This is a genomic window from Oceanimonas doudoroffii (genome assembly GCF_002242685.1).
GTDB lineage: Bacteria > Pseudomonadota > Gammaproteobacteria > Enterobacterales > Aeromonadaceae > Oceanimonas > Oceanimonas doudoroffii.
Window position 1 is genome coordinate 230,437 of the sequence record NZ_NBIM01000001.1, and the last position, 26,197, is coordinate 256,633.

Below are 26,197 nucleotides of genomic sequence, written 5' to 3' on the forward strand. Positions count from 1 at the left end.
GTCACTGCCAGGCGCCAATTGAGAGGCGAGCTACAGCGCCCACTCCACCGCCTTGGCGGCATGAATAACCGTGGTGTCGTAAAGGGGCACCTCGGTGTGCTCCTGACCGATGAGCAGGCCAATTTCGGTGCACCCCAAAATAACCGCCTCGGCCCCGGCCTGCCGCAGCTCGTTAACGATGCGCAAATAAGCCTGGCGAGACTCGTCTTTGATCTCACCCAGGCAGAGCTCGCCGTAGATGATATCGTGAACAATTTTGCGGTCGGCCTCGTTGGGCACAACCACATCAAGGCCGTATTGTTCGGTCAGCCTTCCCTTGTAGAAGTCCTGCTCCATGGTAAAGGCGGTGCCCAGCAGGCCCACTTTCCTTACGCCGTCCTGAGTCAGTGCTTCGGCGGTGGCATCCGCAATATGCAGCAGGGGAATATGGATGTTTCGCTCGATGTCTGCGGCCACCTTGTGCATGGTGTTGGTGCAGATCAATACAAAATCGGCCCCGCCCGCTTCCACGCTTTTGGCCGCATCAATCAGGATGTCGGCGGTGCCGGCCCAGTCGCCGCGGTGCTGGAGTTGCTCTATCGGCTGAAAATCCACGCTGTGCAGCACGATGTTGGCGGAGTGCAGGCCGCCAAGGCGCTGCTTGACCCCTTCGTTGATCTCTTTGTAATAGCCAAGGGTGCTCTCCCAGCTCATGCCGCCAATCAGGCCTATCGTTTTCATGTTGTTACTCTTGTTGGTTAGCCGCGCAAGCCAAAAAGTATTCAGGCAGGGTTTTGCCCGGTCAAGGCTTAACAACCAAGGGCCGGTCAGTTATGCCATGGGCCCCAGTGGTTGCGTTTGTTGCAGGGCACTGGCATAGACGCCGGCAAAGTGGCTTTTCAGCCAGTCCATCAACCCGCGCACGCGTTGCAGCTGAAAGCGGTGGGGCGGGCACACCAGCGAGAGCTGAGTGGTCTGGGACCATTCCGGCAGCACCTCTACCAGCGCGCCCCGGTCAATGTCGGCCTGCACATAGGCGTCGGTCAGCCGGGTAACCCCAAGGCCAGACAGCGCGGCCTGGCGCATGGCCCGGCCGCTGGTGATCCTGAAGCCGTTTTTTGCCTGAATAAGCTGCTGCTCGGTGCCGCGCTCCAGCAGCCAGTGCTCAACGCTGCCGTAGATAAGGGGCAGCCCTCGCAGATCGGCGGGCTCGCGCACCGGGCCGTGTTGTGCCAAAAACGCCGGGCTGGCCACATAGCGGGTGGTGACCCGGTGCAGGCTGCGGGCCACCAGGGAGGAGTCTTCCAGCACGCCCATGCGCACCACCAGATCATAATGGCTGCTCAGCAGATCCACCCGCGGGCTGGAGAAGTCCAGCTCCACTTCCACACCCGGGTGCGCCTGCTGAAAACGAAACACCAGCGGGGCTATCAGCTCTTCACCAATAATGCCGCCCACCGAGTTCATGCGAATGACCCCTTTCAGCTCTTTGGTTGACTGCATGGCCCATTCGGCGGCGGACTCCAGCTGCCGAAAGGCCAGCTGGCTGCGCTCGAAATAACCCTCTCCAATTTGGGTCAGGCGCAGGCTGCGGGTGGTGCGGTGCAGCAGCTGCACTTGCAGCGCTTGCTCCAGCTCGGTCACCTGCTGGCTGAGGTTGGCCTTGGACTGGCCGGAGGCATCGGCGGCCGCGGTAAAACTGCCGTGCTCGGCCACCAGCAGAAAGGCGCGCACCCAGCGCCAGGAGATATTGTTCATAAAAAGCGAACAGCCTTTTTGAAATGGGCCCATTTTTCATAATACCGGCCTTGGCCACAATACGCCCGTGTTTCACAGCCGGCCCGCCATGTTGGCGGCCCGGGGCTTAGGAGAAAGATGATGGCAAAACCACTGGTAGTGATTACGGGCGCATCCTCCGGCATTGGCGCGGCCATTGCCCGGCAGTTTTCAAATGAAGGGCATCCGCTGCTGTTGCTGGCGCGCCGGGTTGAGCAACTTGAAGCCCTGGATCTGCCCAACGCCCTGTGTCGCCGGGTGGATGTGACCGACGCCGAGGCGTTTCGCGGCGCCATTCAAGAGGCCGAAGCCGTCTATGGCCCGGCAGATCTGCTGGTAAACAATGCGGGCGTGATGCTGCTGGGGCAGTTGAATACTCAAGACGCCGCCGAGTGGAAGCGCATGTTTGACGTAAACGTGCTGGGCCTGCTGAACGGCATTCAGGCGGTGCTGGGCGACATGACCGCCCGAGGCCGGGGCACCATTTTGAATGTGAGCTCCATTGCCGGCAAAAAGAGCTTTCCCAACCACGCCGCCTATGTGGGCAGCAAGTTCGCGGTTAGCTCCATTACCGAAAACCTGCGCGAAGAAGTGGCCGACAGCAGCGTGCGCGTCATGGCCATTCACCCGGGCGCGGTAGACACCGAACTGCTGGGCCACACCACCAACCCGGACATTATTGCCGGTTATGAAGAGTGGAAAACCGCCATGGGCGGCGTGCTGGTGGCGGACGATATCGCTCGTGCCGCGCTCTTTATGTATCAGCAGCCGCAGAACGTCAACATTCGCGACATTACCATTGCCGCCACGCGGCAGCCGGCCTGATCACCGCGCTCGGTCTTGCTGGTAAGCCAAAGGCATAAAAAACGGCCAGGGTGACAGCACCCTGGCCGTTAGTTTAAAAGCGGCCGTTGCCTAGTAAGTGATTTCGATGCCCTGTCTGGCGACAAAAACGCCGGCATACAGGCTGCCCGCCAGCGTGCCGGCCGAGGTGGCAAAGGCCAGCATAAAGCTGAGGGCCGGCCCGTGAGAGAGCAGGGCCGAGTCCCACTCGAAATAGCGAACGGCGGCGGCCAGCGCAAACACCAGCATGGCACGCCGGTTCAGCAGCAAAAACAGCGGTATCTCAAACGCACCCACCTTGTTCCTGTCCTTGAAGCGAGACAACCCACGCCAGGCATAGGCCAGCGCCCCGGCGCAGGCCAGCATCAGCACCGCAAGGGAGTAAGGCAGCGGCGTGTGACCGCTGAAGATGGAATACCATATGCTCACGGCATAAACCGCGCCCGCCATCCAGGCCACCACTAACGGCAGCAGCACCAGCCCCATGTTCGCTCCTTGTGTTTTACGTTCACGAAATTACTTGAACATCTGCACATTCAGCGCTACCGCCTCACCCAGCCAGTAGGCATGGGTGGTGTGATCCGCCAGATCGTCGCCGGTGTCGGCATGCACCAGCACGCTCAGCGTGCCGCGATGCCGCTCCAGCCAGGGAATAAAGCGGTCAAAGTCGGCATGAGTAAACTTCACCTGGCAGCTCCACCGGGTATGCGGCCCCACCGGCTTTTGATGAATGCGGCCCACCTCAAGGGAAAACTCATTGGCAATGCGCTGGCACAATTCAGTGGCAAAGGCCAGCGTGTGCGCATCAAAATAAACGTGGGCGTGGTAGGCATCGTATTGATTAACCGGTGCTCTCGACATTGTTAAATACCTTGGCTGAGTGAAGAACGCAGGCAAGCATTAAAAAACCGCCTGGCTGGGAACAGAGTGATCACCGTTAAAACGAGGTAAAGTCCGGCATAACGGGAGAGTCATCAAGCAAAAAGTCTCGAATAGTTGGCCCGATTCTGGATGAGTGCAGCGGAAACTCGCCGCATTTGTCCGGGGTAATATTTGGCAGGGTGGCGGTATCCAGCCGCTCCCAGACCGTGCGCGAAGAATAAGGCATGCGATGAGGCGACGACGCAAGAAAAGAAACCATGCCGAACAGGTATTTTCTGCGGTAACGATGAGGGGGGAACAGGGTGGTCATCATAAAAGAGCCGCTGTTTTGGGACTCAAACTCCATCACAAACAAGCGCTCACCGTGATAGGCCGCCTTGCCCTCATAAACCGTGCTTTGCCGCGCATCTTCCGAGCGCATCAGCATGGAGTCTACGGTTTTGCTGTAAACCTGCCCCTCATGCTCCTCCAGCATGGTTAGCGCCACCACCACGCCATCCGGGGCGGCCGGAGATAAATTAAATGTTTGATAAACCCCCAAAAAGCGACGGAGGTCGCGCAGGCTGCCGGGAAAGGCATCATAAAAGGGGTCGGTCCGGCTGCCGGTTTTGGCCGAATTTTTCTGGTAGGCATGAATGAGCTGTTCGGGGGCTTCAAACATGTCTTCATCTCGCACACCAAAGTAGCGGGAAATGCGCCGCAAGTTGTGGCTGGAAGGTTTGGCCCGCCCGGTAAGGTATTTGCTGAACTGCTGCTGATTAATGCCGATATCGCGGCACACCTGTGCCGCTGAACCCCGCTCGGCGCACAGATATCGCAGGTTCTGGGAGAAGTGTGTACTCATGAATCGGCGTCCGTATCAACTCAATGTGAGCGCATAATAAAACCTAAACTAGCATAAGCTCGCTTAGTTGCAAGCCGTTTGGGCTTCCTGATAATGGTGAAAGATGAAGCAATGATGAAACGGGGTGAGAAAGCAGGTTATTTTTTAATGTTGTTAAGGGACTAACGGTTTAACTCAGGGTTAACGCATTAATTTTCAAGAAAATAGCGGAGTCGACATGCATCTATTTATTGCTACTCTCAGCACGGAAACCAACACATTCTCACCCTTGCCCACGTCATTGCAGAATTACGAAGATTATTTTCTCAGGCACGGCACTGCCACCCAGGAGCCCCCCAATTTAATGACCGAAGCCCTTCATGTTTGGCGGGAGCGGGCAGAGGCGTTGGGCTGGCAAGTAACGGAAAGTCTGGCCGCCATTGCCGAGCCCGCCGGGCGAACCACCAAAAGCGCTTATGCCGCGCTGAAGGGCGAAATTATTGATGATCTCAACAAGGCGGGTCAGCTGGACGTGGTGTTGCTGCAACTGCACGGCGCCATGGTGGCCGAGGGCGTGGATGACTGTGAAGGAGATATCACCCAGGCCGTGCGCGCGCTGTGCCCCAATGCGGTGATTGGCATTGGGCTGGACTTGCATTGCCACCTGACTCCGGCCATGGAGGATGCCTGTGATCTGATCATCATGTTCAAGGAATACCCTCATGATGATGCCTCTGATCGCGCCCATGAAATCTTTGAGCTGGCGCAGCGCACGGCGACGGGTGAAATCAAACCGGTCATGGCCAGTTATGACTGCCGCATGATCTCCCTGTATCTCACCAAAGAAGGCGCCATGCGTGACTTTGTGCAGCACATGCAGGCGCTGGAGCAAGAGCACAATATTTTGTCGGTGTCGTTGGCCCATGGCTTTCCCTGGGCCGATCTGGAAGAGGTTGGCACCCGCGTATTGGTGATCACCGATGCCGACCACGAGCTGGCGGCAAACAAGGCACAAGAACTTGGCAGGCGGCTGTTTGCCGAGCGCCACGCGGTGACCCGGCAATATCCGGACCTGGATGAGGCGCTGGCGCTAGCCGCCACCGTGACTGACGGACCCGTGGTGCTGGCGGATATGTCGGACAACTCGGGGGCGGGTGCACCCGGTGATGCAACCTATGTGCTGCAGGAAGTGCTGAAACGCGGGCTGACCAATGTGGCCTCCGGGCTTTACTGGGACCCAATGGCCGTGCGCTTTTGCCTTGATGCCGGCGAAGGGGCAGAGATCACCCTGCGCCTGGGCGGCAAGGTGGAGTCGGCCTCGGGCAGTCCGGTGGATATTCGAGGGCGCATTATGCGCATTGCCGATAATGTTGGGCAGCACCTCGGCGCCGGTCTGGAGCCGTTAGGAACCGTGGTGTGGTTTCAGGCGGAAAACGGGGTGGATCTGATCATCAACAACCTGAGAATTCAGGTGTATCACCCCGAGGCGTTTGAGCAAATGGGCATAGACCTGTCACAAAAATCGCTGATTGTGGTGAAGTCGCTGTTTCATTTCTACACGCCGTTTGCGGCCATCTCGTCAAAGGTAATTTTCTGTGCCACGCCGGGCCGGGTGAATCCAAATATTAATGAAATTGTATATCAGGACCGCGCCCTGGACTTTTGGCCCGCGGTAGAAAACCCATTTGAGAACGAAGCGGTGGCGTATTAAGTCGGAGTTCAATAAGGCTGCTTAAAAGAAAAAGATAGAACGCAGGACTCTTTGGTACGGTGCTTATGCGGGCGTTATTTGCAGTCGCCACATGAGCCTTACATGGAAGCAAGAGAGGTAGTAAAAGTGAAAGATCTATTTGATGGAATAAAGATAAAGGTCAACACTAACGGCTTTTACCAGGGCTACAGCATGCCGGTGTCTGTGATCAGCAAGTTTGTTATGTCTTCCTTGCTGATCTGGGCACTGATATGGCCGCAAAGCGCAAATGAAAGCCTTGGCATTACCAACACCCTGTTATTAGGCTGGTTTAACGAGTTTTATATTTTAACGGTTGGCGGCTTTGCCTTTTTTCTGTTGTTGATTGCGTTTATTCCGGCAACGGGTAAACGGATTTTGGGCAAGCAGAGTGAAAAGCCCGAGTTCTCTACCATTTCTTGGTTTTCCATGATGTTTGGCGCCGGGCTGGGCGTGGGCTTGATGGTGTATTCCACCGCCGAGCCGGTTGGGCTCTGGGGCAGCAACCCGGCCATTGTGGCCGGCGAAGTGGAGCCCTACAGCGCCGATGCCTTAACCTCCAGCTTTCGATACGCCTTTACCCATTTTGGCTTTCATATGTGGGCCATTTACGTGGTGGTGGGCCTGACCCTTGCCTATTTGTCTTATTCCCGCGGGCTGCCGCTGACCATTAGAACGGCGCTCACCCCGTTGTTTGGCCGGCGCATGAACGGCATGCTGGGCCATGTGTTCGACATTATGGGCATGGTGGCCACCATTTTGGGCATTTCCGTGACCATTGGCTTTGGGGTGAGCCAGTTTGTGGATGGCATGTATGCGATCACCGACATGGCATGGCTGGTGAAGGTAACCGACGGCCAGGCACCGCAGCCAAGCATTGTGGGGCTGCTGACGGCGTTGTTCCTGATTATGTCGCTGTCTATTATTTCCGCCGTGTCGGGGGTGGGGAAGGGGATAAAGTATTTATCAAACCTGAACCTGGTGTTATCAATGGGGTTGCTGCTCACCTTTGTGGTGTTTGGCTCCTTTCTGTTTGCCACCACCACCTATGCCACCGCACTGGGTGACTATCTTCTTCACCTGGTTGAGGTGTCATTCTCCGCATACCCGACCGACACGCCCCTGGGTGACTGGCAGAAGGGTTGGACGACCTTTTACTGGGCCTGGCAAATTGCCTTTGCCCCCTTTGTTGGGCTCTTTCTTGCCCGCATCTCACGGGGCCGCTCATTGCGTGAGTTTGTGCTTGGCGCCATGATTGCTCCCGCCCTGTTCTGCTTTGTGTGGCTGGTGGTGGTGGGCGGCACCGCCATCGACGCCGAGCTCAGCGGCCTGGCCAACGGCGCCATTATTAATGCCAGTGTTACCAATATGCTGTTTGAAAACCTGAGAGTGCTGCTGGGCAACGGCCTGTTCCTGAACCTGATGACCATGATGTGTTTGGTGCTGATTGTGACCTTTCTGGTGACCTCATCCGACTCGGGCATTTTGGTATTGAACACCATCGCCTCGGGCGGCAATGTGCATGCCAGCGTGCGCCACCGGGTGCTGTGGGGCGTGCTGTTAACCCTGCTGATTGCCTCTTTGCTGATTGCGGGCAGTGAGTCGGGCACCGACCCACGCAAGGCTATTCAAAATGCCATGGTAATCGGCGCGCTGCCCTTTAATGTGGTCATGGTGATGATGTGCCTTTCATTGGGCAAGGTGCTGTTTATCGACTGCAAAAGCAGTAAGAAAGCCTTAAAGCACTGCACCGAGTAACGGCACCCTGTAAAGGAAAGAAACTCAGCCCGGTTTATGCGAGCCCACAGCTCGATAGATAAAGGGCTGAGTTTTTCTTTTTGCTATCTCTGATCGTTAAAACCTGTGGAACCTGCTTAGCAACGCGCTGACAAAGGCATCCCTTTGTTCAGTAATAAGCTAGATGCCATTCATGTCACCAAACCGGCGGCGTTCGTATCGGCCCCTTGATCGCTGATTGGCCGCTTTGTCTTGCTGGCGGGTGATGGCGGCAGTTAGCAAGGCAGCAGGCCCTGTGCCTCGGCCTGGGTTGGCACGCATTCGCGCAGGTTGTGCCGTAGCCAATGAATAAAGGCGTGTTCCGGCTCATCGGGTGCTTCGTTCTGGCTCAGCAAAATGTAGCTGTGGCCGGACAACCTAAACCCGAAGGGGGCGATCAGGTTGCCGCGTTTCAGCTCATCCACCACCAGCGGATACGAGCCAATGGCCGCGCCCAGCCCGTCCACGGCCGCCTGAATGCAGAAATAAAAATGCGCAAAGGTTTGCTGCACATTGTCTGTAAGAAACGAATCACCATAACCGGCGGACCAGCTTGCCCAGGCTTTCGGCCGCGTCTGGCTATGGAGCAGCTTGATGTTGCCGAGGTCGGCTTTGACCAGCTCCCAATATTCCGGTGAGCAGACGGGCCCGACCCATTCCTCCACCAGGGGCGTTTTTTGATAGTCGTGCAGAGACACAAAATCATCCCGGCGAATGGCCATGGCCAACCCGGTCGACCCCAGCGTGACGGGCCCGCCCGCGGTCGACAATCTGACATCCACACCCGATTGCTGGTGAAAGTCCGACAAACGCGGCATCAGCCAGCGCATGGTCAAGGTGGGCTCACAAGACACCTCCAGGCACGGGTTCTGTAGCCGGGAGAGCAAGCTCACGCCCGCATCCAGGGCATTGAACGCCTGCTCGGTATAGCTTTTCAGCAATTCACCTTCCCGAGTCAGGTGTACGTTTCGCCCCTGCTTGTAAAACAAGGGCTGAGAAAGATACTGCTCCAGCACCTTGATCTGCTTGCTCACGGCGCCGTGGGTAATGTTCAGCTTGTGCGCCGCTTCACTGTAGCTGGCTGACGATGCCGCCACATGGAAGATGTGGAACGCCTTCAAGTGCCTCATGTGTGACATTTACTCACATAATGACCGAGATTTTTTCGATTATAGCCACTCCAAAAAGTCCCTACAATGAACGCTATTAGTCCGTCATAAGCCAAGTGGGGAGTGGGTATGGAGTGGGTATGGAGTGGCTGAGTCTCGCTGTGCTGGGGTTGCTTATCGTCATCAGCCCGGGGGCCGATTTCATTCTGGTGCTGAAAAACAGCGTCAACCGGGGAAGAAAGGCAGGGGTCTGGACGGCGCTCGGCGTCAGCCTGGCCATTTGTGTGCATATCGCCTATTCGATGCTGGGGATCAGTTACCTGATTTCACAGAATGAGGTGCTGTTCAATGCGGTGCGCTATGCAGGCTGTGGCTATTTGTTTTACCTGGGGGTGAAGGGAATAGTAACGGCCGGCGCCAACCCGGAGGTGGAGGTGATGTCGGACAGTCCAAAAGAAGTCGCCGTGTTGCAATGCCTGGCGCAGGGCTTTTTATGTAACCTGCTAAACCCCAAAACCATGCTGTTTTTCCTGAGCATATTCAGTCAGGTGATCACACCGGACGCCAGTGGCAACGGATCAGCGCTACTGTACGGGCTTTACATGATGGCGCTGCACGGGCTCTGGTTCTGCATGTTGGCCATGCTGTTTACCTCCAGCGCATTGCAACAACACCTGCTGAGCATGAAAAAGCGATTAAACCAGGCCTGCGGGGCGGGGCTGCTGACCTTTAGTGCCTTGCTTGCGATTAAGACGTGAGGGGAGGGACACAACAGCCTCGTAAAAGTGGCTGTTGTGTAGGGGGAACCGACTGGTACAATGTAAAGTTGATGGCAAAAGACATCTCGAGCGGGGTAGGTGAATAATGCCGAATCCATGAGGTCTGTATGCTGAGATTCCTTGTTATGTACAGTCATATAAGCTCTATTTTTCTAGCATTAAAGTACCCAAGTATAAAGTGTACGACGAGAGTAGCTCCTGTGTTTAATCGGTTTTAATTATAAAATATAGAAATGTTTTTATGTTTAATTTAAGTTTCTAGTCCCGATGACGCTTTTGTCAAATTCACCGATATCTTCAATTTTTTCCACAAGTAAGATTATATAATATTCAAGCTTGTCAACAAGGGATTGAAAAATACAGTCTAGGTTGTATTTGTGGTAACTATGAACCAGCGCATTGCGTATATCATATATCATGTCTGCACTTTCTAGATTGCTATAGTATGAGTTGTCCCTGTGCTCCCCAAACATTCTCTTGATTAGATCTAATTCATCTGCTGAGAGTTTTGAGTTTAAACCAGCGCGAGTTAGTAGATTATTGATAAGCAATCTTTCATTGGATTTTTTTGATATCTTTTCCCTTATTGAGCCTAGTGAATTCTTGTTTCTAATCATTTTGTTTACTGATTCGACAAACTCCGATTCTATAAGAAGTTCTATGCACTGATAAAGGAGTAAGAATCGTGCATATAAATCTTCTTGTTTTGGCATATATTCATAGAAAAGCTTGAATAGATATTTATCATCCATTGATTCTATATGGACGGATTTAAAAACTATAAGTTTGTCTGGTTCTGTTTCATTGCTTCTTGGTGAAGTCAAAAGAGAATTGGTGTAGATGTTGTTATTATCATGGGACCATTGGTAACCATATTTTCTAAATGAAGCAACAAGTTGCTCCACTGAGGAAATGTTGAGGTTTTTCAACCTTTCCTTTTTAATTACTAAGCAGTGAACGTTGTCTTCAATAGTGTCAGTGTTGGCACTCTGTAATAGAGCAGCTGTTATTTTAGCATAAAACTCAAAGTGAAGGTTGTTGTTGCATTTGTGTTCTTTTGATATCAATGCGTTGGATGGGATAAGCCAGCCAAGACGATTCTCATTTCCTGAGTTTTTTAAATGAATCGTATATATGTCGTTTTCTATGTAGTTGGATTTATACAAAAATCTTAATTCATAGTCATTTGTATCTTCTTCTTGATTTCGACCATATTTATTTTCTATCTGTTCAATGAAGTCCAATAATTTCATAGTTAAATGTTGGCCAAGGTTCTTCTAGAGGCTCTCTCAATGGATTTTTTGAAGTTTAGATATTCCTCAGATTCGGGATCAAACAGAGATCTAAACAGAAATTTAAAAAATAGACGTTGTGAGTCACCTATTTTTTTAGCTTCCTTCTTAATGTCGTCAATCACTTTGTTTAAGAGTAACAGGTCAGAGTTATCTATTGTCAACTCATCATACAGCTCGACTATATCTTCAATTTTTTTAATTGATTTATTGGTGATTAATTGAGATATTGCTGCACCAAAACCTGTCAAGGACTGACTTCTATTGAATACTCTATAAATATTTTTACCAAATGGCGTCCCTTCTATTGTTAGATGATCTGGGATTTCTGTTTTGTCTGGCCATACCCAAAAGTTTGATTTTTTATTTATTGTATTTACAAAGCTGTAATATATTTTTACAAAATGTGGAAAGTCAGCTTTTGTAACCTCAGCATTAGCTATACTTTCAATTACTTTTATCATTTCAAGAAGGCTATATCTGTCAAGAGGGGTTTCATTGCTTTCCAGATACGAGTTGTAGCCATCGACTAAGTCCGAATATTTAAAGTCATTGATGGACTTCACAGATTCATCATCAACCTGTCTGATTATATTTATATCTCCGAAGTTTGAGTCGGCATAGTTTGAATAGAGCATCTCAACTTGTTGCCTTAATGACATAGGAGTTTGGCCAGTGTTCAAAGTCAACATGCGATACATTATTCCAATGTCATTTATGTTGACATACAAATCAACCCGCAATGTGTAGTCTTCTAGTTTTGGATCATCTTTGATATCCAAAAGAGTGTAGGTTCGTTGTAAGCCATCTAGAATTTTGAGTTTTTCTAGATCAGTGTTAATTAGCTCTACAATATCTTCGTTATTGGTATGAACATCATCTTTTTTAAGCATGTTAGATGTTGCAAGGACAATAGGGGGGAAAATGCAACCGTCTAGAATATCTTGCTTTAGCAATGAATAAACACTACCGTTACTACTGACCCTTCGTCTTTGTAGTTTGTTGTTGTCAATTACTTTCTCAGCAATTTTTGCGTAATCAACTATTGACATTTCCAACTGAAAACAAGTTGCATTGATTTTTTTATCTCTGATTCTTGATGTTATTTTCATTTTAGTTTGCTCAAGTGTGTTTGATATTTAAAGTTGTCACGTATGACTCTACTGAATTAATTTATTTGGGGGTTAAACGCCCGTTGATTTTTTGAGATAACTTTAGTACGAGGTTACTGGGTAAACCTTGTGCTTTAAGGTTTTTGCCATGGCACCTTTTTTAATTTTTTTAATTTTAAGTGGGGCCTAGCTGTGAGTTACATTTTTCAGAGCATTACAGAATCACGATGTACATAATGTTTTAATAACTATTATTCGCATTGTTTTTGTGTCTATTACGTAGTTATTAGAGCTAGTATGCTAACTTTAATTTATTTTAAGGTTTTTTCTTGAGGTTACTGTGAAGGGGTATGCTCGCTTTCGAAAAGTTTTACCTATCTCTTTATTTAAATAACTACTCAAATAGTTTATTTATTCGTTACTTCAAGTGTTTCGATAATGCTTGTGTAGTAATACTAGAAAATGCGCCTGATGCGAAAAAATTCACTCAGCGAAGTATAGTCATCGTTGTTACATAATAACGACGCTACCGCCCGTCGCTGTACTGAGGCGTAAGCGCATGCCTGAAAAACTTGTTTGAGTCCATTTTTGTCGCGTGAGGCTCAAAAGGCAACGAAAAAGACTCGATTGGCTAGATTTTTGTGGGGTTTTGGTTGAGATGTGACCGGTTTGAGTGTGGTTTCAGCGATGTGCGGGAGAGGGGGGGTTGGCTTTGGTTGCGGCGGGGTTTGAATGTCTGCCTGGATTCCCGCCTTCGCGGGAATGACGGTGAGAGGGAGCGACGGAGGAGGTGGGGGCAGAGCCAGGCGTCGTCTGTACTGGATTCCCACCTTCGTGGGAATGACACCTAAAAAAGCCGGCCAAATTGGCCGGCTTTTGCATCTAATTACCGAGAATACCGCTCGGCGCGCTTGCCGCGCAGTTTCTTTTTCTTGGGGCCGGCTTTTTCGGTGCCGGTCTTTTTCAGTCGTACCGGGCTGGGGCTGCGTTTTTTGTCGTTGCCAATGCGGTTGGCTTTGGCCTTGCCCTGGCCTTCGGTGCCTTCCAGCTCAATGGTGGTGGCGGTGGCCTTGTTGGAGCGACCGGAGAGCACCTTGCGGGAGATCTTTTTCAGCAGCGGATTTCGGTCTGAGACCTCATAGCCCGGCTTGTTAATACGCTTGATGGGGGCACCAATCAGCTTTTCTATGCGCGCCAGGGTCTGCTCTTCTTCCCGGCTCACAAAGGAGATGGCGTTGCCGGCGGCGCCGGCGCGGCCGGTGCGGCCGATGCGGTGCACATAGTCTTCCGGCAGGTAGGGCAGGTTGAAGTTCACCACATGGTCCAGGCCCTGAATGTCCAGGCCGCGGGCGGCCACTTCGGTGGCGATCAGCACCTGCAGCTTGCCGGACTTGAAGTCGGCAATGGCGCGGCGGCGGTTGCCCTGGCTCTTGTCGCCGTGGCACACGGCCGCCTCAATCTTGTTCTTTTTCAGCCCGGCCTGCAGGCGGTCGGCCTGCTCCTTGGTGCTGGTGAACACCAGCACCTGAAACCAGTTGTTCTCGGCCAGCAGTTGCTCAAACAGCTCGATCTTGCGGCCTTCTTCCACCGGATACACCACGTGCTGCACGGTGTCGGCGGTGCTGTTCACGCGGGTCACGCGGATCTGCTGGTGGTTGTGCAGCACCTTGTGGGCCAGCTCGTTCACCGCCGGCGAGGTGGTGGCGGAAAACAGCAAAGTCTGGCGCTTGGCCGCGGTGAGCTGCATCAGCTTGATCACGTCGTTGATAAAGCCCATGTCGAGCATGCGGTCGGCTTCGTCCAGCACCACAAATTCCACGTCGGTCAGGGCCACGTTGCCGAGGGTGATGTGCTCCATCAGGCGGCCGGGGGTGGCGATCACCAGGTCGGTGCCTGCGTTCAGCTTGTTGGCCTGGCCACCCATTTTCACGCCGCCATAGAGGGCGGTCACGCTGATGGACAGGTACTTGGCATAGGCGGTAATGTTGTCGGCCAGCTGCTCGGCCAGCTCCCGGGTCGGGGTCAGGATCAGGGCGCGGGGGCGACGCTCGACGGTGGCCTTGGGCTTGTCGACCATGCGCTGCAGCACGGGCAGGGCAAAGGCGGCAGTTTTGCCGGTGCCGGTCTGGGCGGTTACCTGCAGATCCTTGCCACGGCGGGCGGGCACAATGGCCTGGGTTTGTACCGGGGTCATTTCACTGTAGCCACAGTCTACCAGCGCACGGTGCAGCTCGGGGGCCAGATCCAGAGATGAGAATTGCATAAGAGTTCCTCTGTAGTGTCGCTACAGTCAAAAAAATGAGGGTGGAATATACAGCATTTTACGCGCTTGGGGTAATCAGGCTGGTGCGCGCGGTGTTGGCGGCAAAATAAATGAGGGGTTAACCAATGTGGCCGGCGGCAAGGGTGCCGCCGGCCACAGGGGGAGCGAGGGTCTGCACGCCGGGCGGGTTATGCCCGGCTTGCAGTTACCGAAGGTTTATATGTTCGGCTTAGCGCAGGCTCACGTATTGGCTCTTCATGTAAGACTCCAGGGCTTCAATGCCGCCCTCAACGCCATAGCCACTGTCGCCCCAGCCGCCCAGCGGCACTTCGGCAATGTGGGCCGGCACGTCGTTCACGCCAATGGTGCCGGCAAACAGCTGTTCACTCACGCGGCGGCGGCGGGCCACGTTGTTGGTAAAGAAGTAGGCGGCCAGGCCGTAGTCCACGCTGTTGGCGATTGCTATTACTTCTTCTTCGCTGGAGAAGGGCAGAATGGGCACGACGGGGCCAAAGATTTCGGTGCTCATCAAATCGGCGTTGTGGCTCACGTTGGTCAGCACGGTCGGGGCAAAGAAAAAGCCCTTGTCACCCAGGCGCTCGCCGCCCACTTCAACCTTGGCACCCTTGGCCACGGCGTCTTCCACCAGATGCTGCATGGCCTGCAGCCGGCGCTCGTTGGCCAGCGGGCCCATCTGGGTATTGCTGTCGGCGCCATTGCCCACGGTCAGTGCCCGGGCGTGCTCGGTAAAGCTGGCCACAAACTGGTCATACAGCGACTCATGCACAAAGAAGCGGGTAGGAGACACGCACACCTGACCGGCGTTGAAGAACTTTTTGGCCACCAGCATTTTGGCCAGGGGATCTACGTCCATATCATCAAAGATGATCACCGGGGAGTGACCGCCCAGCTCCATGGTGACCGGTTTCATCATTTCGCCGGCCTTGGCGGCCAGCAGCTTGCCCACCGGTGAGGAGCCGGTAAAGGTAATTTTGCGAATGGCCGGGTGGGCAATCAGTGCGCTGGAAATCTCGGCCGGCTTGCCCAGCACCATGTTCAGGGTGTTGCCGGGCACGCCGGCATCCAGCAGGGCTTTAATCAGCTCTACCGCCGATCCCGGGGTTTCTTCCGCCGGCTTCACCACGCAAGAGCACCCTGCGCCTAACAGGCCGGCCAGTTTCTTGGCGGTGAGCACCACCGGAAAGTTCCAGGGGGCAAAGGCGGCCACCACGCCCACGGGCACCTTGCGAATTTCAATGGTGTTGCCCTGGTCACGACCATTGATCAGGCGGCCGGCCACGCGGCGGGCCTCTTCACCACCCCATTCAATAAAGTCGGCGGCGCGTTCCACTTCGCCCAGGGCTTCCGCCAGCGGCTTGCCCTGCTCTTCGGTAAGAATGCCGGCAATGTGCTGTTTGCGCTCGCGCAGCAGGCCGGCGGCGCGCACCAGAATGGCGCCTTTTTCCCACTGGGGCACGGCCTTCCACTCGGCCAGGCCCTGGGTGGCAGAGGCAATGGCCCGGTCAATGTCGGCAGCGGTAGCGTGACAAAATTGGGCTACGGTTTCTTCGGTGGCCGGGTTGATCACGGCTTCGGTTACGCCGTCGGCACCGTTGGTCCAGCGGCCTTCAATATGGAGTTGGTAGGTTTTCATAGGTCGTCCTGATGTCGCTTGCGGTTGCATTCAATATTCGTGAAAAGGGCAGGCCTGTGACCGTGCCCTGGTCATTTACTGCTCCATCACAATGGAGGCCCGGGTCACTTTGCGGTCCATTGAGTCACACAATGCCTGCTCTATGCACTCGAGGGAATACTCGGCGTCCATCATTTTGTGAAAGGGCAGCTTGTCGATGTTGTCGCTCAAAAACTGCAGCGACTTGTTCAGGTAGCGGGGCTGGTAACGCATGATCGGCATAATGGAAATCTGGTTTCGGGTCAGGTAGCCGGGGTCAATGGCCACGGTTTTGCCCGGGGTAACGTTACCCATGGTGATCAGCGTGCCGCCGCTGCAGACCAGCTCAATGCCTTCCGCAAAGGCGTCGGTCACGCCGGCTACTTCCAGGCACAGGTCGGCGCCCCGCCCCCTGGTCAGGGCTTTTACCGCCTGAATGCGTTCTTCCTTGGTGGGCAGCTCTTTTATGTTCAGCACATGGTCGGCACCAAATTCTTTAGCCAGGGCCAGGCGAGCGGCGTCGGCGTCAATCACAATCACGGTGGCGCCCTTGCTCTTGGCGATGGCGGTGGCATAAATGCCGAGGCCGCCGGCCCCCTGAATAACCAGGGTGTCCTGAATGGTCACGCCCGCCTGCTCAATGCCGTAATACACCTGAGACAGGGCGCAGTTGGCGCCGGCGGCCAGTTTGTCGGGCACATTGTCGGGCACCTTGTAAAAGAACTGGCCCGGGTGAATGTAATAGTGGGTAGAGAAGGTGGTGTGAAAGTGCGGCGCTTCTTCCGGCTGCTTGGCCCAAAAGCTGAACACGTTCTCACACAGGTTCAGCTTGCCCGACTGGCAGGAAGGGCAACGCTGACAAGAGATGAAATAGGTGGCGGCAATGCGGTCCCCCACCTTTACCGGCTGGCCGGCGTTGTCGGTGGTCACGCCTTCACCCAGCTGGTGTATCAGGCCCACGGTTTCGTGGCCCAGGCCGCCGTTCTTCTTGGGGTGATGGCCGGCCCAGATGTGCAGTTCGGAGCCGCACACGTTGCTGCACAGCACCTTTACCACCACGGCGCCCGGGGCGGGAGCAGGAACCTCATATTCCTGATATTCCAGACTGCCGGGCTGGTTCATCACTGCAATTTTACCTTTCATACCATTAACTCCATTAATCGGTTCACATTAGGTTCTGAAAGCTGACGGCCCTACGCAAGCTATCAGCATGCGGGGTTGTGGTTAGCTGGCCAACACCTTGTCAACAATATGCTGAGACAAACCGAGGTAGGACGAGGGTGACAACACCTGCTTGAGGGTGACCTGGTCCATATGCCGGGTAACGTCTTCCCGCTGCGACAGAGCGTCAAACAGCGATACGTCGTTGGCCTGAGCCTCGCGGCAGGCTTCATAAACAATATCATGGGCGGCCTGCCTGCCCACGTGCGGGGCCAGCGCCATCATGGCCGACTCGGCAACAATCAGCCCCTTGCTGATGTTGAGGTTGCGGGCCATTTTGTCGGGGAACACTTCCAGCCCTTCCAGCAGGAACACGGCTTGAGACAGTGCGCAGTGTGCCAGCACAAACACTTGGGGCAGCGCGATCCACTCCGCATGCCAGGGGCCGGTGGCCCGTTCAAAGTCGGCTTCCTGGGCGTCCATCAACAGGCTGGCGGCCTTGGCCACCCCCAGGTTGCAGCCGCGAATCACCTCGCAGGAAATGGGGTTGCGCTTTTGCGGCATGGTCGACGAGGCACCGCGATCCTTGACGAAGGGCTCGGCGGTTTCGGAGATCTCGTCCATGCACATGATCATCACGTCAAAGGCAATCTTGCTGAGCGAGCCGGTCATCAGCGCCAGGTTGCAGCCCACTTCGGCAAAGCCGTCGCGGGCGGCGTGCCAGGGCGCAATGGGTGTGAACAAGTCCAGTTCGTTGGCCACGGCCTCGGTTAAATGCTCGGCCTTGTCGCCAATGGAGGCCAGGGTGCCGGCGGCGCCCCACAGCTGGGCGTTGAGCACTCGGGGGCGCATGTCTTCCAGCCGGGCCCGGGCACGGCGCATGCTGTCCAGCCAGATGGCGGCCTTGTAGCCAAAGGTAACCGGCAGGGCATGCTGCAGATGGGTGCGGCCGGCCATCACGGTGTTGCGGTGTTCGCTGGCCAGCACCGCCAGGGCGTTTTCCACCCGCTTGAGATCCTGGTCGATCAGCGCCAGGCCATCGCGAATTTGCAGCACCGAGGCGGTGTCCATAATGTCCTGGGTGGTGGCGCCCCAGTGCACATAGCCACCGGCTTCTTTGCCCGCTGCCGCGGCCAGCTGGCGCACCAGCCCGAGAATGGGGTAACCCACGGTGCCGGTGTCGTGGGCCAGGCGGTCCATATCAATCTCAACGGTGCCGGCCGCGTCGTCTATTTGGCGGGCGGCATCGGCCGGAATCATGCCAAGCTTTGCCTGCGCCCGGGCCAGGGCGGCTTCGGTGTCCAGAAACGCCTTTACGCGCGCCTCGTCGTTAAAGACCGACTGCATGGCCTGTGAGTGAAACAGGGGGGCAAATATTTTTGAGTCAAGAATGGAGGAGGTCATTCTGCATATCCTCGCTGTGGGATAGAGGTGATTGAAATAAAATTGTCCGTACAAATTATACATTCACACTAGCACCGGTGAAAATATTTGTCCATACATATTTTGTTGGAAGCCAGGGCGATGGAGCACGGCTGAACAAGCCGGTGTTTAAACACCGGAAAGGGGCTCACTGCGCCATTAAATGTTATTTAATATCAGTTGGTTATGGTTTTTTGAGGGCGTGAGTATGCAGCCGGCGACGCCACCGGCTGCGGTAGTAGGGTTTTCAGGGGCGGCCACGGGGTTTTGTGTCGGCCTTATTTGGGCTTAATAGGCCCCCACCAGTTTGGGAACGTAAAGCACCAGCTCCGGAAACATCATAACCACGGTCACCACGCCAAGCAGCAACAGTAGCCAGGGCAGAATAAGCGAAGCAAAGGCCGGCACAGACACGCGGGTGACTCGGCACAGGGTGAACATCACAATGCCCAGGGGCGGCGTAATGGTACCCACCGACATAATCAGTGCCAGGATCACGCCAAAGTGAACCGGGTCTATGCCAAACGACACCAGAATGGGCATGACTACCGGAATGGTCATGGTCACAATGGCAATGGCTTCAATAAAACAGCCCAGCACCATATACAGCAACCCCAGCAGCAACAGCAGCACCATGGGGCTTGAGGTCAGCTCGGTCAGCAAACCGGCGGCCGCCTGCGGCGCCTGCTGATAGGCAAGCGACCAGGAAAAGACCGCGGCCATGGCCATGATCAACAAAATGCCGGCCGACTCGACCACGGTTTCCACCACCAGCTGCCAGGCATGGCGCATGCGCAGGCCCTGTTTGGCAGCCAGGGCAACCACAAGGGCATAAAAGGCCGCGACCGCGCCCGACTCCGTGGCGGTAAACACGCCGGTCAATATGCCGATGACAATAATAAAGGGAGTGATCAGGGCGGGAATGGCCTGCCATGCCGCTACCCTGACGTTGGCGATGTTAAAGGGAATGCGCTCAACGGCTTTTTCCCGCCGGGCCAGCACAGACACCATCACCATCATGGCAATGGCCATGATAATGCCGGGCACAACGCCACCCAGAAACAACGCCCCAATGGAGGTGCCCGAGGCAATGCCATACACGATCATGATGATACTGGGAGGAATAATGGGTCCGACGGTGGCCGAGGCGGCGGTAACGCCAACGGCAAAGCGCCGGCTGTAGCCCGCCTTCTCCATGGCTCTGACCTCAACGGCCCCCAGGCCACCGGCATCGGCCACGGCCGAGCCGGACACACCGGCAAACAGGAAAGACGCCATCACATTGGCATGGCCCAGGCCTCCATACATCCAGCCAACCAGGGCCTTGCCCAGATCCATAATGCGATCCGTGGCGCCGCTGGCATTCATCAGCTTGCCGGTGAGAATAAAAAAGGGCAGGGCCAGCAGGGTGTAGGAGTCAACCCCCTTGGCGGCCATTTGCACAAAGCTGGCCAGGGGCACCTCTTCCACAACAAAAAACACCACCGACACCACGGCCAGTGCGAATGCCACGGGAACATCCATCAGCATCAGGGCAATGACGCCGACAATCATAAAGAAAAGCATGAAGATCTCCTCAGGCCGTTGGGCAATTCATGCCGTCTGCGGGTTTCAGCTTGCCCGGCCGGCGGTCATCGCCGAGATGGCGCAATGCATTGGCCACGGCATAAAAAATAATGAGTCCGCCACCCACCACGGCGGGCAGAAAGAACAGGCTTCTGGAAAAGCCCAGGCTGGTGGAGTGATCCGGTAACGCCAGCTCCACGATAGTGATGCCCTGCCAGCACAGCACCACGCCCACCGCGGCAACCAGCACATTAATAACAACGCGAAAGGCGCGCTGCAGGGCGTTTGGCAGCCGGTTTACCAGCAGATCCACGGCAAGGTGGTTTTCGTCTCGAGTGGCGGCGGCGGCGGCGAGAAAAGTCATCCAGATAAGCAGCAGGCGGGCCACTTCTTCGGTCCAGCTGGCCGGGTTATCCAGGGCATAGCGCCTGAATACCTGCAACCAGGACAGCCAGAGAATGATGATAAACATGGCGCTGGCCAGGGCCTCAACGCCATGGTGGTAGACAAGTCTGAAAAGTTGGGTGGCTGAATTACGCATTACGGAGCGCTCCCTGGCGGTGGTTCAACAAAGCGGGCGGCACCGCCGCCCTTGGTACCGAAACAACAATTACCGAGCGGCCTGGATCTGGTCGAACAGCTCCTGGCCCCATACGTTCATCTTGGCGTCATAGATGGGTTGCACCGACTGCTGAAAGGCGCTGTAGTCGGTATCTACAAAGGCCACCCCTTTGCCCATGATTTCTTCACGCAGGGCGCTTTCTCCTTCCAGCACCAGCCGGGTGTTGAGTTCGCCGGCATTTCGGGCGGCCAGGGTCACCATGGCGGCCAGATCATCGGGCAGCTTGTTCAACCATCGGTTGTTCACGATCACCACGTTGGAGTAGAGATAGTGCTCGGTAAGGGCCACATGGCTGCCAAGCTCGACAAAACCGCCCTTTATCATCCAGTCAAAGGGCAGTTCAATGGCGTCTACCACTCCCGTTTTCATGGCGGCATTGGCTTCAGGAAACGCCAGTGGCACCGGGTTGGCTCCCATGCCTTTCCAGAGATCGTTATAAAGGGGCACGCCGGCAGGCACGCGGATTTTGATGCCGCCGAGATCTTTCGGGGTAGTGGCCGCCTGTTTCATCAGGGTGTGGCGAGTGCCCTGTTGCCAGTTGGCGGCAAGTACACTGATGCCGGTGCGGCCCTGATATTCATTCCACAGCGACTGACCAATGGGGCCGTTCAGCACCTTGCTCATGTGATCCCGGTCATTCCACAGGTAATACATGTTAAGAATGTCCAGTTTCTTGAGCTTGCCACTCATCACCGGCGTACCAATGCTGGCGGCCTGAATGGTGCCCAGCGCCACCTGATCCTGCAGCTCAATTTCACCGCCCAGCTGGCCCCCTGGGAACAGCCTGACCTTGATTTGCCCATTCGAGTTTTGCTCCACTTCCCTGGCGAAGTGTTGGGCGGCCACTTCCACCGGGTGGCCGGTGGGGGCAATCAGGCCCAGCTTCATGGAATAGTCGGCGGCAAAGGCCAGGGGCGTTAGCGCCAAGGAGGCCAGCGCGGAGACAAGTTTTCCTGTTACACGGGGTTTTTTGCTGCTGTTCATTGTCCACTCCCAATCAGTCAATGTTGATGTCGATCCTTCGTTCTCCCGTTGGCACCACGGCCGTGCTGCGGGCGTGAGGTGCCGGGCTTCAAACACGAATGTGCAGACCAAAGCTTGATGCCGGTCACGGCAATCGCCACCCTGAATGTTATATTTGTCCGTACAAATGAGGTGATTTTAACGCTAACATTGAGCAAACAATTTGTCCATACATGTTTAACGATTCCGTTGCGCGAGCAGGTCCGCCTGAACGGCGGTAAAGATCATGATGAACAGGGCTGAGAGTGTGTTTCTGCTGAGTCTGATGACACGCCAACGGGCAAGGCCGGGCGATTCGGTGCATGTGTTTATGCCTGCAGAATTAAGGTAATATCATGATTAAACTGATTTTATTTAATGAGAACCAAACCAATGGGAAAGGCAGCTCCTCGCTATATAGAAATCGCGGAGAAACTGGAAAGCGATATTCAAAAAGGCCTGTACGCTGTTGGTGATCTGCTGCCAACCGAGGCCCATTTGTGCAAAACCTATGAAATCAGCAGGTTCACGGCGCGCAATGCGCTGGCCATTCTTGAAGACAAGGGGCTTATTCAGCGCACCCAGGGCCGGGGGAGCGTGGTGGTGTCGTTGCAAACCTCCATGTTCAAGGACACCTGGTCTTCCATTGATGAATTGCTGGCCCATGCGGGCACGGTTCATACGGTATTTGAGTCGGTCAAGGAAATTACCGCCGACGAAGGGCTGGCCGCAAAACTGGGGTTTGCTGCCGGTGAGCCGCTGATCCAGATAGACGGCCTGCGTTACCAGAAGGAAGGGGCCGAGCAGTACCCTATTTGTACGCTTAAGATCTGGATTCCTGCCCAGTTCAAGTCCGTGGTTGAAGAGCTTTCCCAGCTGAAAGGTTCGGTGGCCTACCTGCTGGAGAAACAGTTCGGCAAGCAGTCAACCCAGGTTGATCAGGCCATCTCTGCCTGCATTATTCACCGTGATGTGGCAGACCAGCTGGAGGCGCAGGAAGGCGAGGCCGCGTTGCACCTGGTGCGAAAGTTTATCGACGATAAAAACGAAATTTTTGAAGTCAGTGAGTCCGTGTTGCCGGCAAGCCGCTTTACCTACAATATGAGGCTAAGACGCAGCTGAATGCAGGCCTTGCGCGTCGGTTATCCCTGATCACAGGGATAACCTTAATACTTACTTATTGTTGAGGGTAAGTGGACTTGATCCAGTCAATAAACACCTTTTCTTTCTCCGACATAAACTGTTCGGCCGGCTCCAACAAAAAAAAGTCTTCCGTTGTTTTCAATTCGCGATCATCCAGCCTGACCAGGCTGCCATCCTGCAAGAAGTGGTCAACCAGCGAGTTGATGCCCAGTGATATGTAATCTCCCGAAATCGATGCCTTGTAGGCGAGCAGGTTGCTTTCAACGTAAAGGCTGGCCGACTTGCCGCCTGCATGAACACCCATTTCCTGAAGCCACTCCGTCCAGCCGGTTTTGTTTCCCATGACCGATACCAAAGGGTAGTCAAGAATGTGCTCCGGTTTGGTGATGTTGCGTTTGGTCTTTGGGGAGCAGACCGGAAAGATGCTATCGTTGGTTAACCGGTGAACCTTGGCATCACTCCAGGTGCCATCACCATACCTGATTTCTATTTCATTGCCGATATTGCGAAAGTCAGACAGCCAAAGCATGGTGTATATTTCAATGCTGGTGTTGGGGTGTGCATGGTAAAAATTATAAATATGCCTCGACAGCCATACATCCACGAAGGAGTAATTTGACTTGATGGTGATGGTGTCTTTTTGCTCGAAACCAAACAGTTTTTCGGTGGCAACGGAAATGTTGTCTAACGACACTCTTATTACGTTGTAGTAGTGCTTGCCTACGTCTGTAAGCACAATGCCTTTTTTGCCTCTTATAATAAGGCGTTTGCCAAGGTAGTCTTCCAAAGATTTAATTTGCTGGCTAACGGCGGATTGAGAAACATTGAGCTTTTCAGAGGCCTCAGTGATCGAGCCGGATTCGACGATAACCTTGAAAACAAACAGCCAGTTATGTGGTGGAGGCCTTCTCATATTATTTTCCAGTTTAAGCTGATTGAAATGAACCGGTTGTTCAATTTTTCATGATGAAAAGTATAGTCGGTTTTATAACATATTGAACCAGGTAGCAAAAGCACTCACGGTCAGTTGGCTTGCGTTCTGAACGCTGGTGCTATAAACACAACAATCCCCACCAGGGTGAGGATTGTTGTGTTTATGCATTGCGGCACGAAGTGGCTATTTAACCCACCGTGTTCTCATCTTTTACCAAGGTGGCGTTATCTACTTTTTTCTGGTTGGTGGCGGGCTCACCCTGAAGTTTATACATGGTCTGAATCTCTGCCGACGTAAGGTGTGCATACTCTTCACGCATATAAACGATAGTTTTGTAGAGCATGAATGATGTCAGGACCATGATGGGCAGGGCAAACACCAGGATCGCCGATTGCATCGACTGTACGGGAGCATCCACAATAATAAAAATGGTTGGCAGGGCAACAATGACCAGGCACCAGAACATTTTCAGCAGGGTAGACGGATTGTTGTTTTCGTCCAGTTTGTTCTGTGTATTACAGGCTACGGTAAATACAGAGCCGTCCAGTGTGGTTACCAGCAGCAAAAAAGTGGAGGTAATAAATACAACCAGCATGATGGAGGGTAGCGGCAGTGTGTTGAGCGCCTGCACAATGGCTTCACTGGCCTGGCCGTCTGCCACCATTTTGCTGATGTTGACCTTTTCGTCGAGCTCGGTCTTCATCATGAAAGAACCAACAATCGAGAACAGCGAAGTTACGCCTACAGTACCGCCCCCAATCATGCAGGCTACCACTTCACGAATGGTGCGTCCCTTTGACACCTTGGTTACGAATACACACATCAGCGGAATAAAGATCATCCAGTATGCCCAGAAGTAGGCAGTCCAGGATTGCGGGAATTTGGCCTGACTGATGGCATCGGTATACAAGCTCATCATCACGAAATTCTGGGCCCAAATTGCAATGGAGGAGCTGGTGTTTTCGATAATAAACTGGGTTGGGCCAAACAGCAGTATGTATACAATCAGCGCGATAACAAAGTAGGTGCCATAGTTGCTGATCCTCTGCATGCCTTTTTCAATGCCGAAGAAGGAGCTGGTGATCAAAATGGCTGCCACCACACCCAGCATCAGCACTTTCATGAACAAGGAGTTCTCAATACCCAAAAGCAATGAGACGGCGGCTGAAACAATGGGCACCCCCAGAGACAGCACAATGATCAGGCCAAAGGTCAGGGTGATCGGATATGCGATATCAATCACGCGACCAACAACCCTGGCGGTGGTTTTGTTTGTGATCATGGAAATGACCACATCGCTGATCTTCAGTGAACGGTTTTTCCGAATGTAAAAGGAGTACATTACGGGTATGGCGGTAACGCAATAGATGGTCCAGCCAATGACTCCCCAGTGATGCAGGCTGTAAGTTACCGCCCATTCAGCCGCGGTGACCGAGCCTGATTCAATGGCAAATGGCGGTGTTTTAATATAGTAGGACCATTCCAGAAAAGCCCAATAAATGGTGCCGGAACCAAAGCCCGCCATGGCCATCATGGCGATGTAGGAGAATGTGGAGAATTCCGGTTTCTCGTTTCCCATGCGAATATTGCCATATTTACTGAAGGTAAAAAAAACGGCAAGAATAAGGAGCCCAAAGGCAAACCAAAGAATGGGGGTGCCGAAGTTATAGGCGATGAGGGTGAATATGTCACCTGCAAACGTGATCGCTTTGTCGGGTTCTATCAAAAAGAACAATGATATTGCCGAGACAATAATCAGTGAGGTTGCGATTGTGAACCTGTCAAAATTGCTTTTTCCCTGCGTACTTATCATCATGTTTTTCCTGTTGATCAGTAAGTAACATCCACATTGTTGCGGGTCAGATCCTGTTGCCAATTAATGATAGTGTGATGTCTGGTCAGGCAAAGTGGTGAGCCCAACTCATTGTTGAGTTGGGCAATGTTTTATATAACGCCGTTCTTTCTGGTTTCTGTTGATTCAAAAATCGAGATGACGGGCTCATCCCAGGGGTGTGTTTCAAAAATCATTTCAACAACCTGGGACAGCAGTTGCTTGTCCCTGGGAATTGAAAATTCCACCTGCGTAGAGGCGATGGAAAAAGGTGCGTCGATTGAACCACCCCATGTGTCCGAGCCTGCACGAGGGGTGCACCTTTCTATACCAGGGTGGGAGCACCATGAAACGCCGTCATAGTTACCATACTTCAGGTTGGTCACACGCTGAACCGCACTCAGAACCTTTTCCACATATTCTTCAATAACATAAACCTTTATGCGAAAGGTCTCTACAAACATAATCTGGCTCATTTTTC

The 26,197-nt window shown here is 53.8% G+C and carries 23 protein-coding genes; 5 read left to right on the forward strand and 18 right to left on the reverse strand.

Translation table 11 applies throughout. The features are described 5' to 3' along the window. Positions 1-30 precede the first annotated feature (30 nt). Positions 31-720 (reverse strand): aspartate/glutamate racemase family protein, encoded by a 690-nt coding sequence (locus B6S08_RS01060; RefSeq protein WP_094198938.1) that lies wholly within the window; start codon positions 718-720, stop codon positions 31-33. Positions 721-810: 90 nt separating this feature from the next. Then, positions 811-1,737 (reverse strand): LysR family transcriptional regulator, encoded by a 927-nt coding sequence (locus B6S08_RS01065; RefSeq protein ID WP_094198939.1) that lies wholly within the window; start codon positions 1,735-1,737, stop codon positions 811-813. 120 nt (positions 1,738-1,857) lie between these two features. On the opposite strand from B6S08_RS01065, the gene B6S08_RS01070 reads away from it, so the two are divergent. Continuing rightward, complete coding sequence (locus B6S08_RS01070; protein ID WP_094198940.1) at positions 1,858-2,580, forward strand: SDR family oxidoreductase; 723 nt, start codon at positions 1,858-1,860, stop codon at positions 2,578-2,580. A 90-nt stretch (positions 2,581-2,670) separates the two neighbouring features. On the opposite strand, the gene B6S08_RS01075 is transcribed toward B6S08_RS01070, so the two are convergent. The 3 genes from B6S08_RS01075 to B6S08_RS01085 all read right to left on the reverse strand — a co-directional run bounded on the left by B6S08_RS01075 (position 2,671) and on the right by B6S08_RS01085 (position 4,324). Continuing rightward, entirely contained in the window at positions 2,671-3,084 is a 414-nt protein-coding gene (locus tag B6S08_RS01075) for a hypothetical protein (RefSeq protein ID WP_094198941.1), read from the reverse strand. Positions 3,085-3,114: 30 nt separating this feature from the next. Beyond that, positions 3,115-3,459: a DOPA 4,5-dioxygenase family protein gene (locus tag B6S08_RS01080; RefSeq protein WP_094198942.1), complete on the reverse strand. Its 345-nt coding sequence runs from the start codon at positions 3,457-3,459 to the stop codon at positions 3,115-3,117. 76 nt (positions 3,460-3,535) lie between these two features. Beyond that, positions 3,536-4,324, reverse strand: coding sequence for a helix-turn-helix transcriptional regulator (locus B6S08_RS01085; RefSeq protein WP_094198943.1), 789 nt, complete (start codon positions 4,322-4,324; stop codon positions 3,536-3,538). A gap of 217 nt (positions 4,325-4,541) precedes the next feature. Here B6S08_RS01085 and B6S08_RS01090 point away from each other — a divergent pair, with 217 nt between their 5' ends. Together B6S08_RS01090 and B6S08_RS01095 are read left to right on the forward strand one after the other, a co-directional pair. Further along, the gene (locus B6S08_RS01090) at positions 4,542-6,014 is read left to right on the forward strand and encodes a M81 family metallopeptidase (protein WP_094198944.1); all 1,473 of its coding nucleotides are present in this window, start codon (positions 4,542-4,544) and stop codon (positions 6,012-6,014) included. Between the two features lie 102 nt (positions 6,015-6,116). Next, positions 6,117-7,790 carry a BCCT family transporter gene (locus B6S08_RS01095; RefSeq protein WP_094198945.1) on the forward strand — a complete coding sequence of 558 codons (1,674 nt, stop codon included), beginning with the start codon at positions 6,117-6,119 and terminating at the stop codon, positions 7,788-7,790. A 254-nt stretch (positions 7,791-8,044) separates the two neighbouring features. Here B6S08_RS01095 and B6S08_RS01100 read toward each other — a convergent pair whose 3' ends face one another. Next, on the reverse strand, positions 8,045-8,929 hold the full coding sequence (locus B6S08_RS01100) for a LysR substrate-binding domain-containing protein (RefSeq protein WP_211284133.1): 885 nt from the start codon (positions 8,927-8,929) through the stop codon (positions 8,045-8,047). A gap of 128 nt (positions 8,930-9,057) precedes the next feature. On the opposite strand from B6S08_RS01100, the gene B6S08_RS01105 reads away from it, so the two are divergent. Beyond that, the gene (locus B6S08_RS01105) at positions 9,058-9,675 is read left to right on the forward strand and encodes a LysE family translocator (RefSeq protein ID WP_094198947.1); all 618 of its coding nucleotides are present in this window, start codon (positions 9,058-9,060) and stop codon (positions 9,673-9,675) included. Positions 9,676-9,941: 266 nt separating this feature from the next. On the opposite strand, the gene B6S08_RS01110 is transcribed toward B6S08_RS01105, so the two are convergent. The 9 genes from B6S08_RS01110 to B6S08_RS01150 all read right to left on the reverse strand — a co-directional run bounded on the left by B6S08_RS01110 (position 9,942) and on the right by B6S08_RS01150 (position 21,790). Then, positions 9,942-10,949, reverse strand: a complete 1,008-nt coding sequence (locus tag B6S08_RS01110; RefSeq protein ID WP_094198948.1) for a hypothetical protein — start codon at positions 10,947-10,949, stop codon at positions 9,942-9,944. 2 nt (positions 10,950-10,951) lie between these two features. Further along, positions 10,952-12,100: a hypothetical protein gene (locus B6S08_RS01115; RefSeq protein WP_094198949.1), complete on the reverse strand. Its 1,149-nt coding sequence runs from the start codon at positions 12,098-12,100 to the stop codon at positions 10,952-10,954. An 886-nt stretch (positions 12,101-12,986) separates the two neighbouring features. Further along, complete coding sequence (locus B6S08_RS01120; protein ID WP_094198950.1) at positions 12,987-14,363, reverse strand: DEAD/DEAH box helicase; 1,377 nt, start codon at positions 14,361-14,363, stop codon at positions 12,987-12,989. Positions 14,364-14,592: 229 nt separating this feature from the next. After that, positions 14,593-16,017, reverse strand: a complete 1,425-nt coding sequence (locus tag B6S08_RS01125; RefSeq protein ID WP_094198951.1) for an NAD-dependent succinate-semialdehyde dehydrogenase — start codon at positions 16,015-16,017, stop codon at positions 14,593-14,595. Between the two features lie 75 nt (positions 16,018-16,092). Further along, positions 16,093-17,178 (reverse strand): zinc-binding dehydrogenase, encoded by a 1,086-nt coding sequence (locus B6S08_RS01130; RefSeq protein WP_094198952.1) that lies wholly within the window; start codon positions 17,176-17,178, stop codon positions 16,093-16,095. Positions 17,179-17,259: 81 nt separating this feature from the next. Continuing rightward, positions 17,260-18,600: a class-II fumarase/aspartase family protein gene (locus B6S08_RS01135; protein WP_094198953.1), complete on the reverse strand. Its 1,341-nt coding sequence runs from the start codon at positions 18,598-18,600 to the stop codon at positions 17,260-17,262. A 306-nt stretch (positions 18,601-18,906) separates the two neighbouring features. Then, entirely contained in the window at positions 18,907-20,184 is a 1,278-nt protein-coding gene (locus tag B6S08_RS01140) for a TRAP transporter large permease (protein ID WP_094198954.1), read from the reverse strand. A 10-nt stretch (positions 20,185-20,194) separates the two neighbouring features. Then, on the reverse strand, positions 20,195-20,725 hold the full coding sequence (locus B6S08_RS01145) for a TRAP transporter small permease (RefSeq protein ID WP_094198955.1): 531 nt from the start codon (positions 20,723-20,725) through the stop codon (positions 20,195-20,197). Positions 20,726-20,794: 69 nt separating this feature from the next. Then, entirely contained in the window at positions 20,795-21,790 is a 996-nt protein-coding gene (locus tag B6S08_RS01150) for a TRAP transporter substrate-binding protein (RefSeq protein WP_094198956.1), read from the reverse strand. 411 nt (positions 21,791-22,201) lie between these two features. Here B6S08_RS01150 and B6S08_RS01155 point away from each other — a divergent pair, with 411 nt between their 5' ends. Continuing rightward, complete coding sequence (locus tag B6S08_RS01155; protein ID WP_169716351.1) at positions 22,202-22,930, forward strand: GntR family transcriptional regulator; 729 nt, start codon at positions 22,202-22,204, stop codon at positions 22,928-22,930. A 55-nt stretch (positions 22,931-22,985) separates the two neighbouring features. On the opposite strand, the gene B6S08_RS01160 is transcribed toward B6S08_RS01155, so the two are convergent. From B6S08_RS01160 to B6S08_RS01170, 3 genes are all read right to left on the reverse strand, one after another. Further along, a complete protein-coding gene (locus B6S08_RS01160; RefSeq protein WP_094198958.1) occupies positions 22,986-23,864 on the reverse strand; it encodes a LysR family transcriptional regulator in 879 nt (292 codons plus the stop codon). A gap of 208 nt (positions 23,865-24,072) precedes the next feature. Then, positions 24,073-25,701, reverse strand: coding sequence for a BCCT family transporter (locus B6S08_RS01165; protein ID WP_094198959.1), 1,629 nt, complete (start codon positions 25,699-25,701; stop codon positions 24,073-24,075). 128 nt (positions 25,702-25,829) lie between these two features. Next, positions 25,830-26,192, reverse strand: coding sequence for a YqfO family protein (locus tag B6S08_RS01170; RefSeq protein ID WP_094198960.1), 363 nt, complete (start codon positions 26,190-26,192; stop codon positions 25,830-25,832). Between the last annotated feature and the right edge of the window lie 5 nt (positions 26,193-26,197).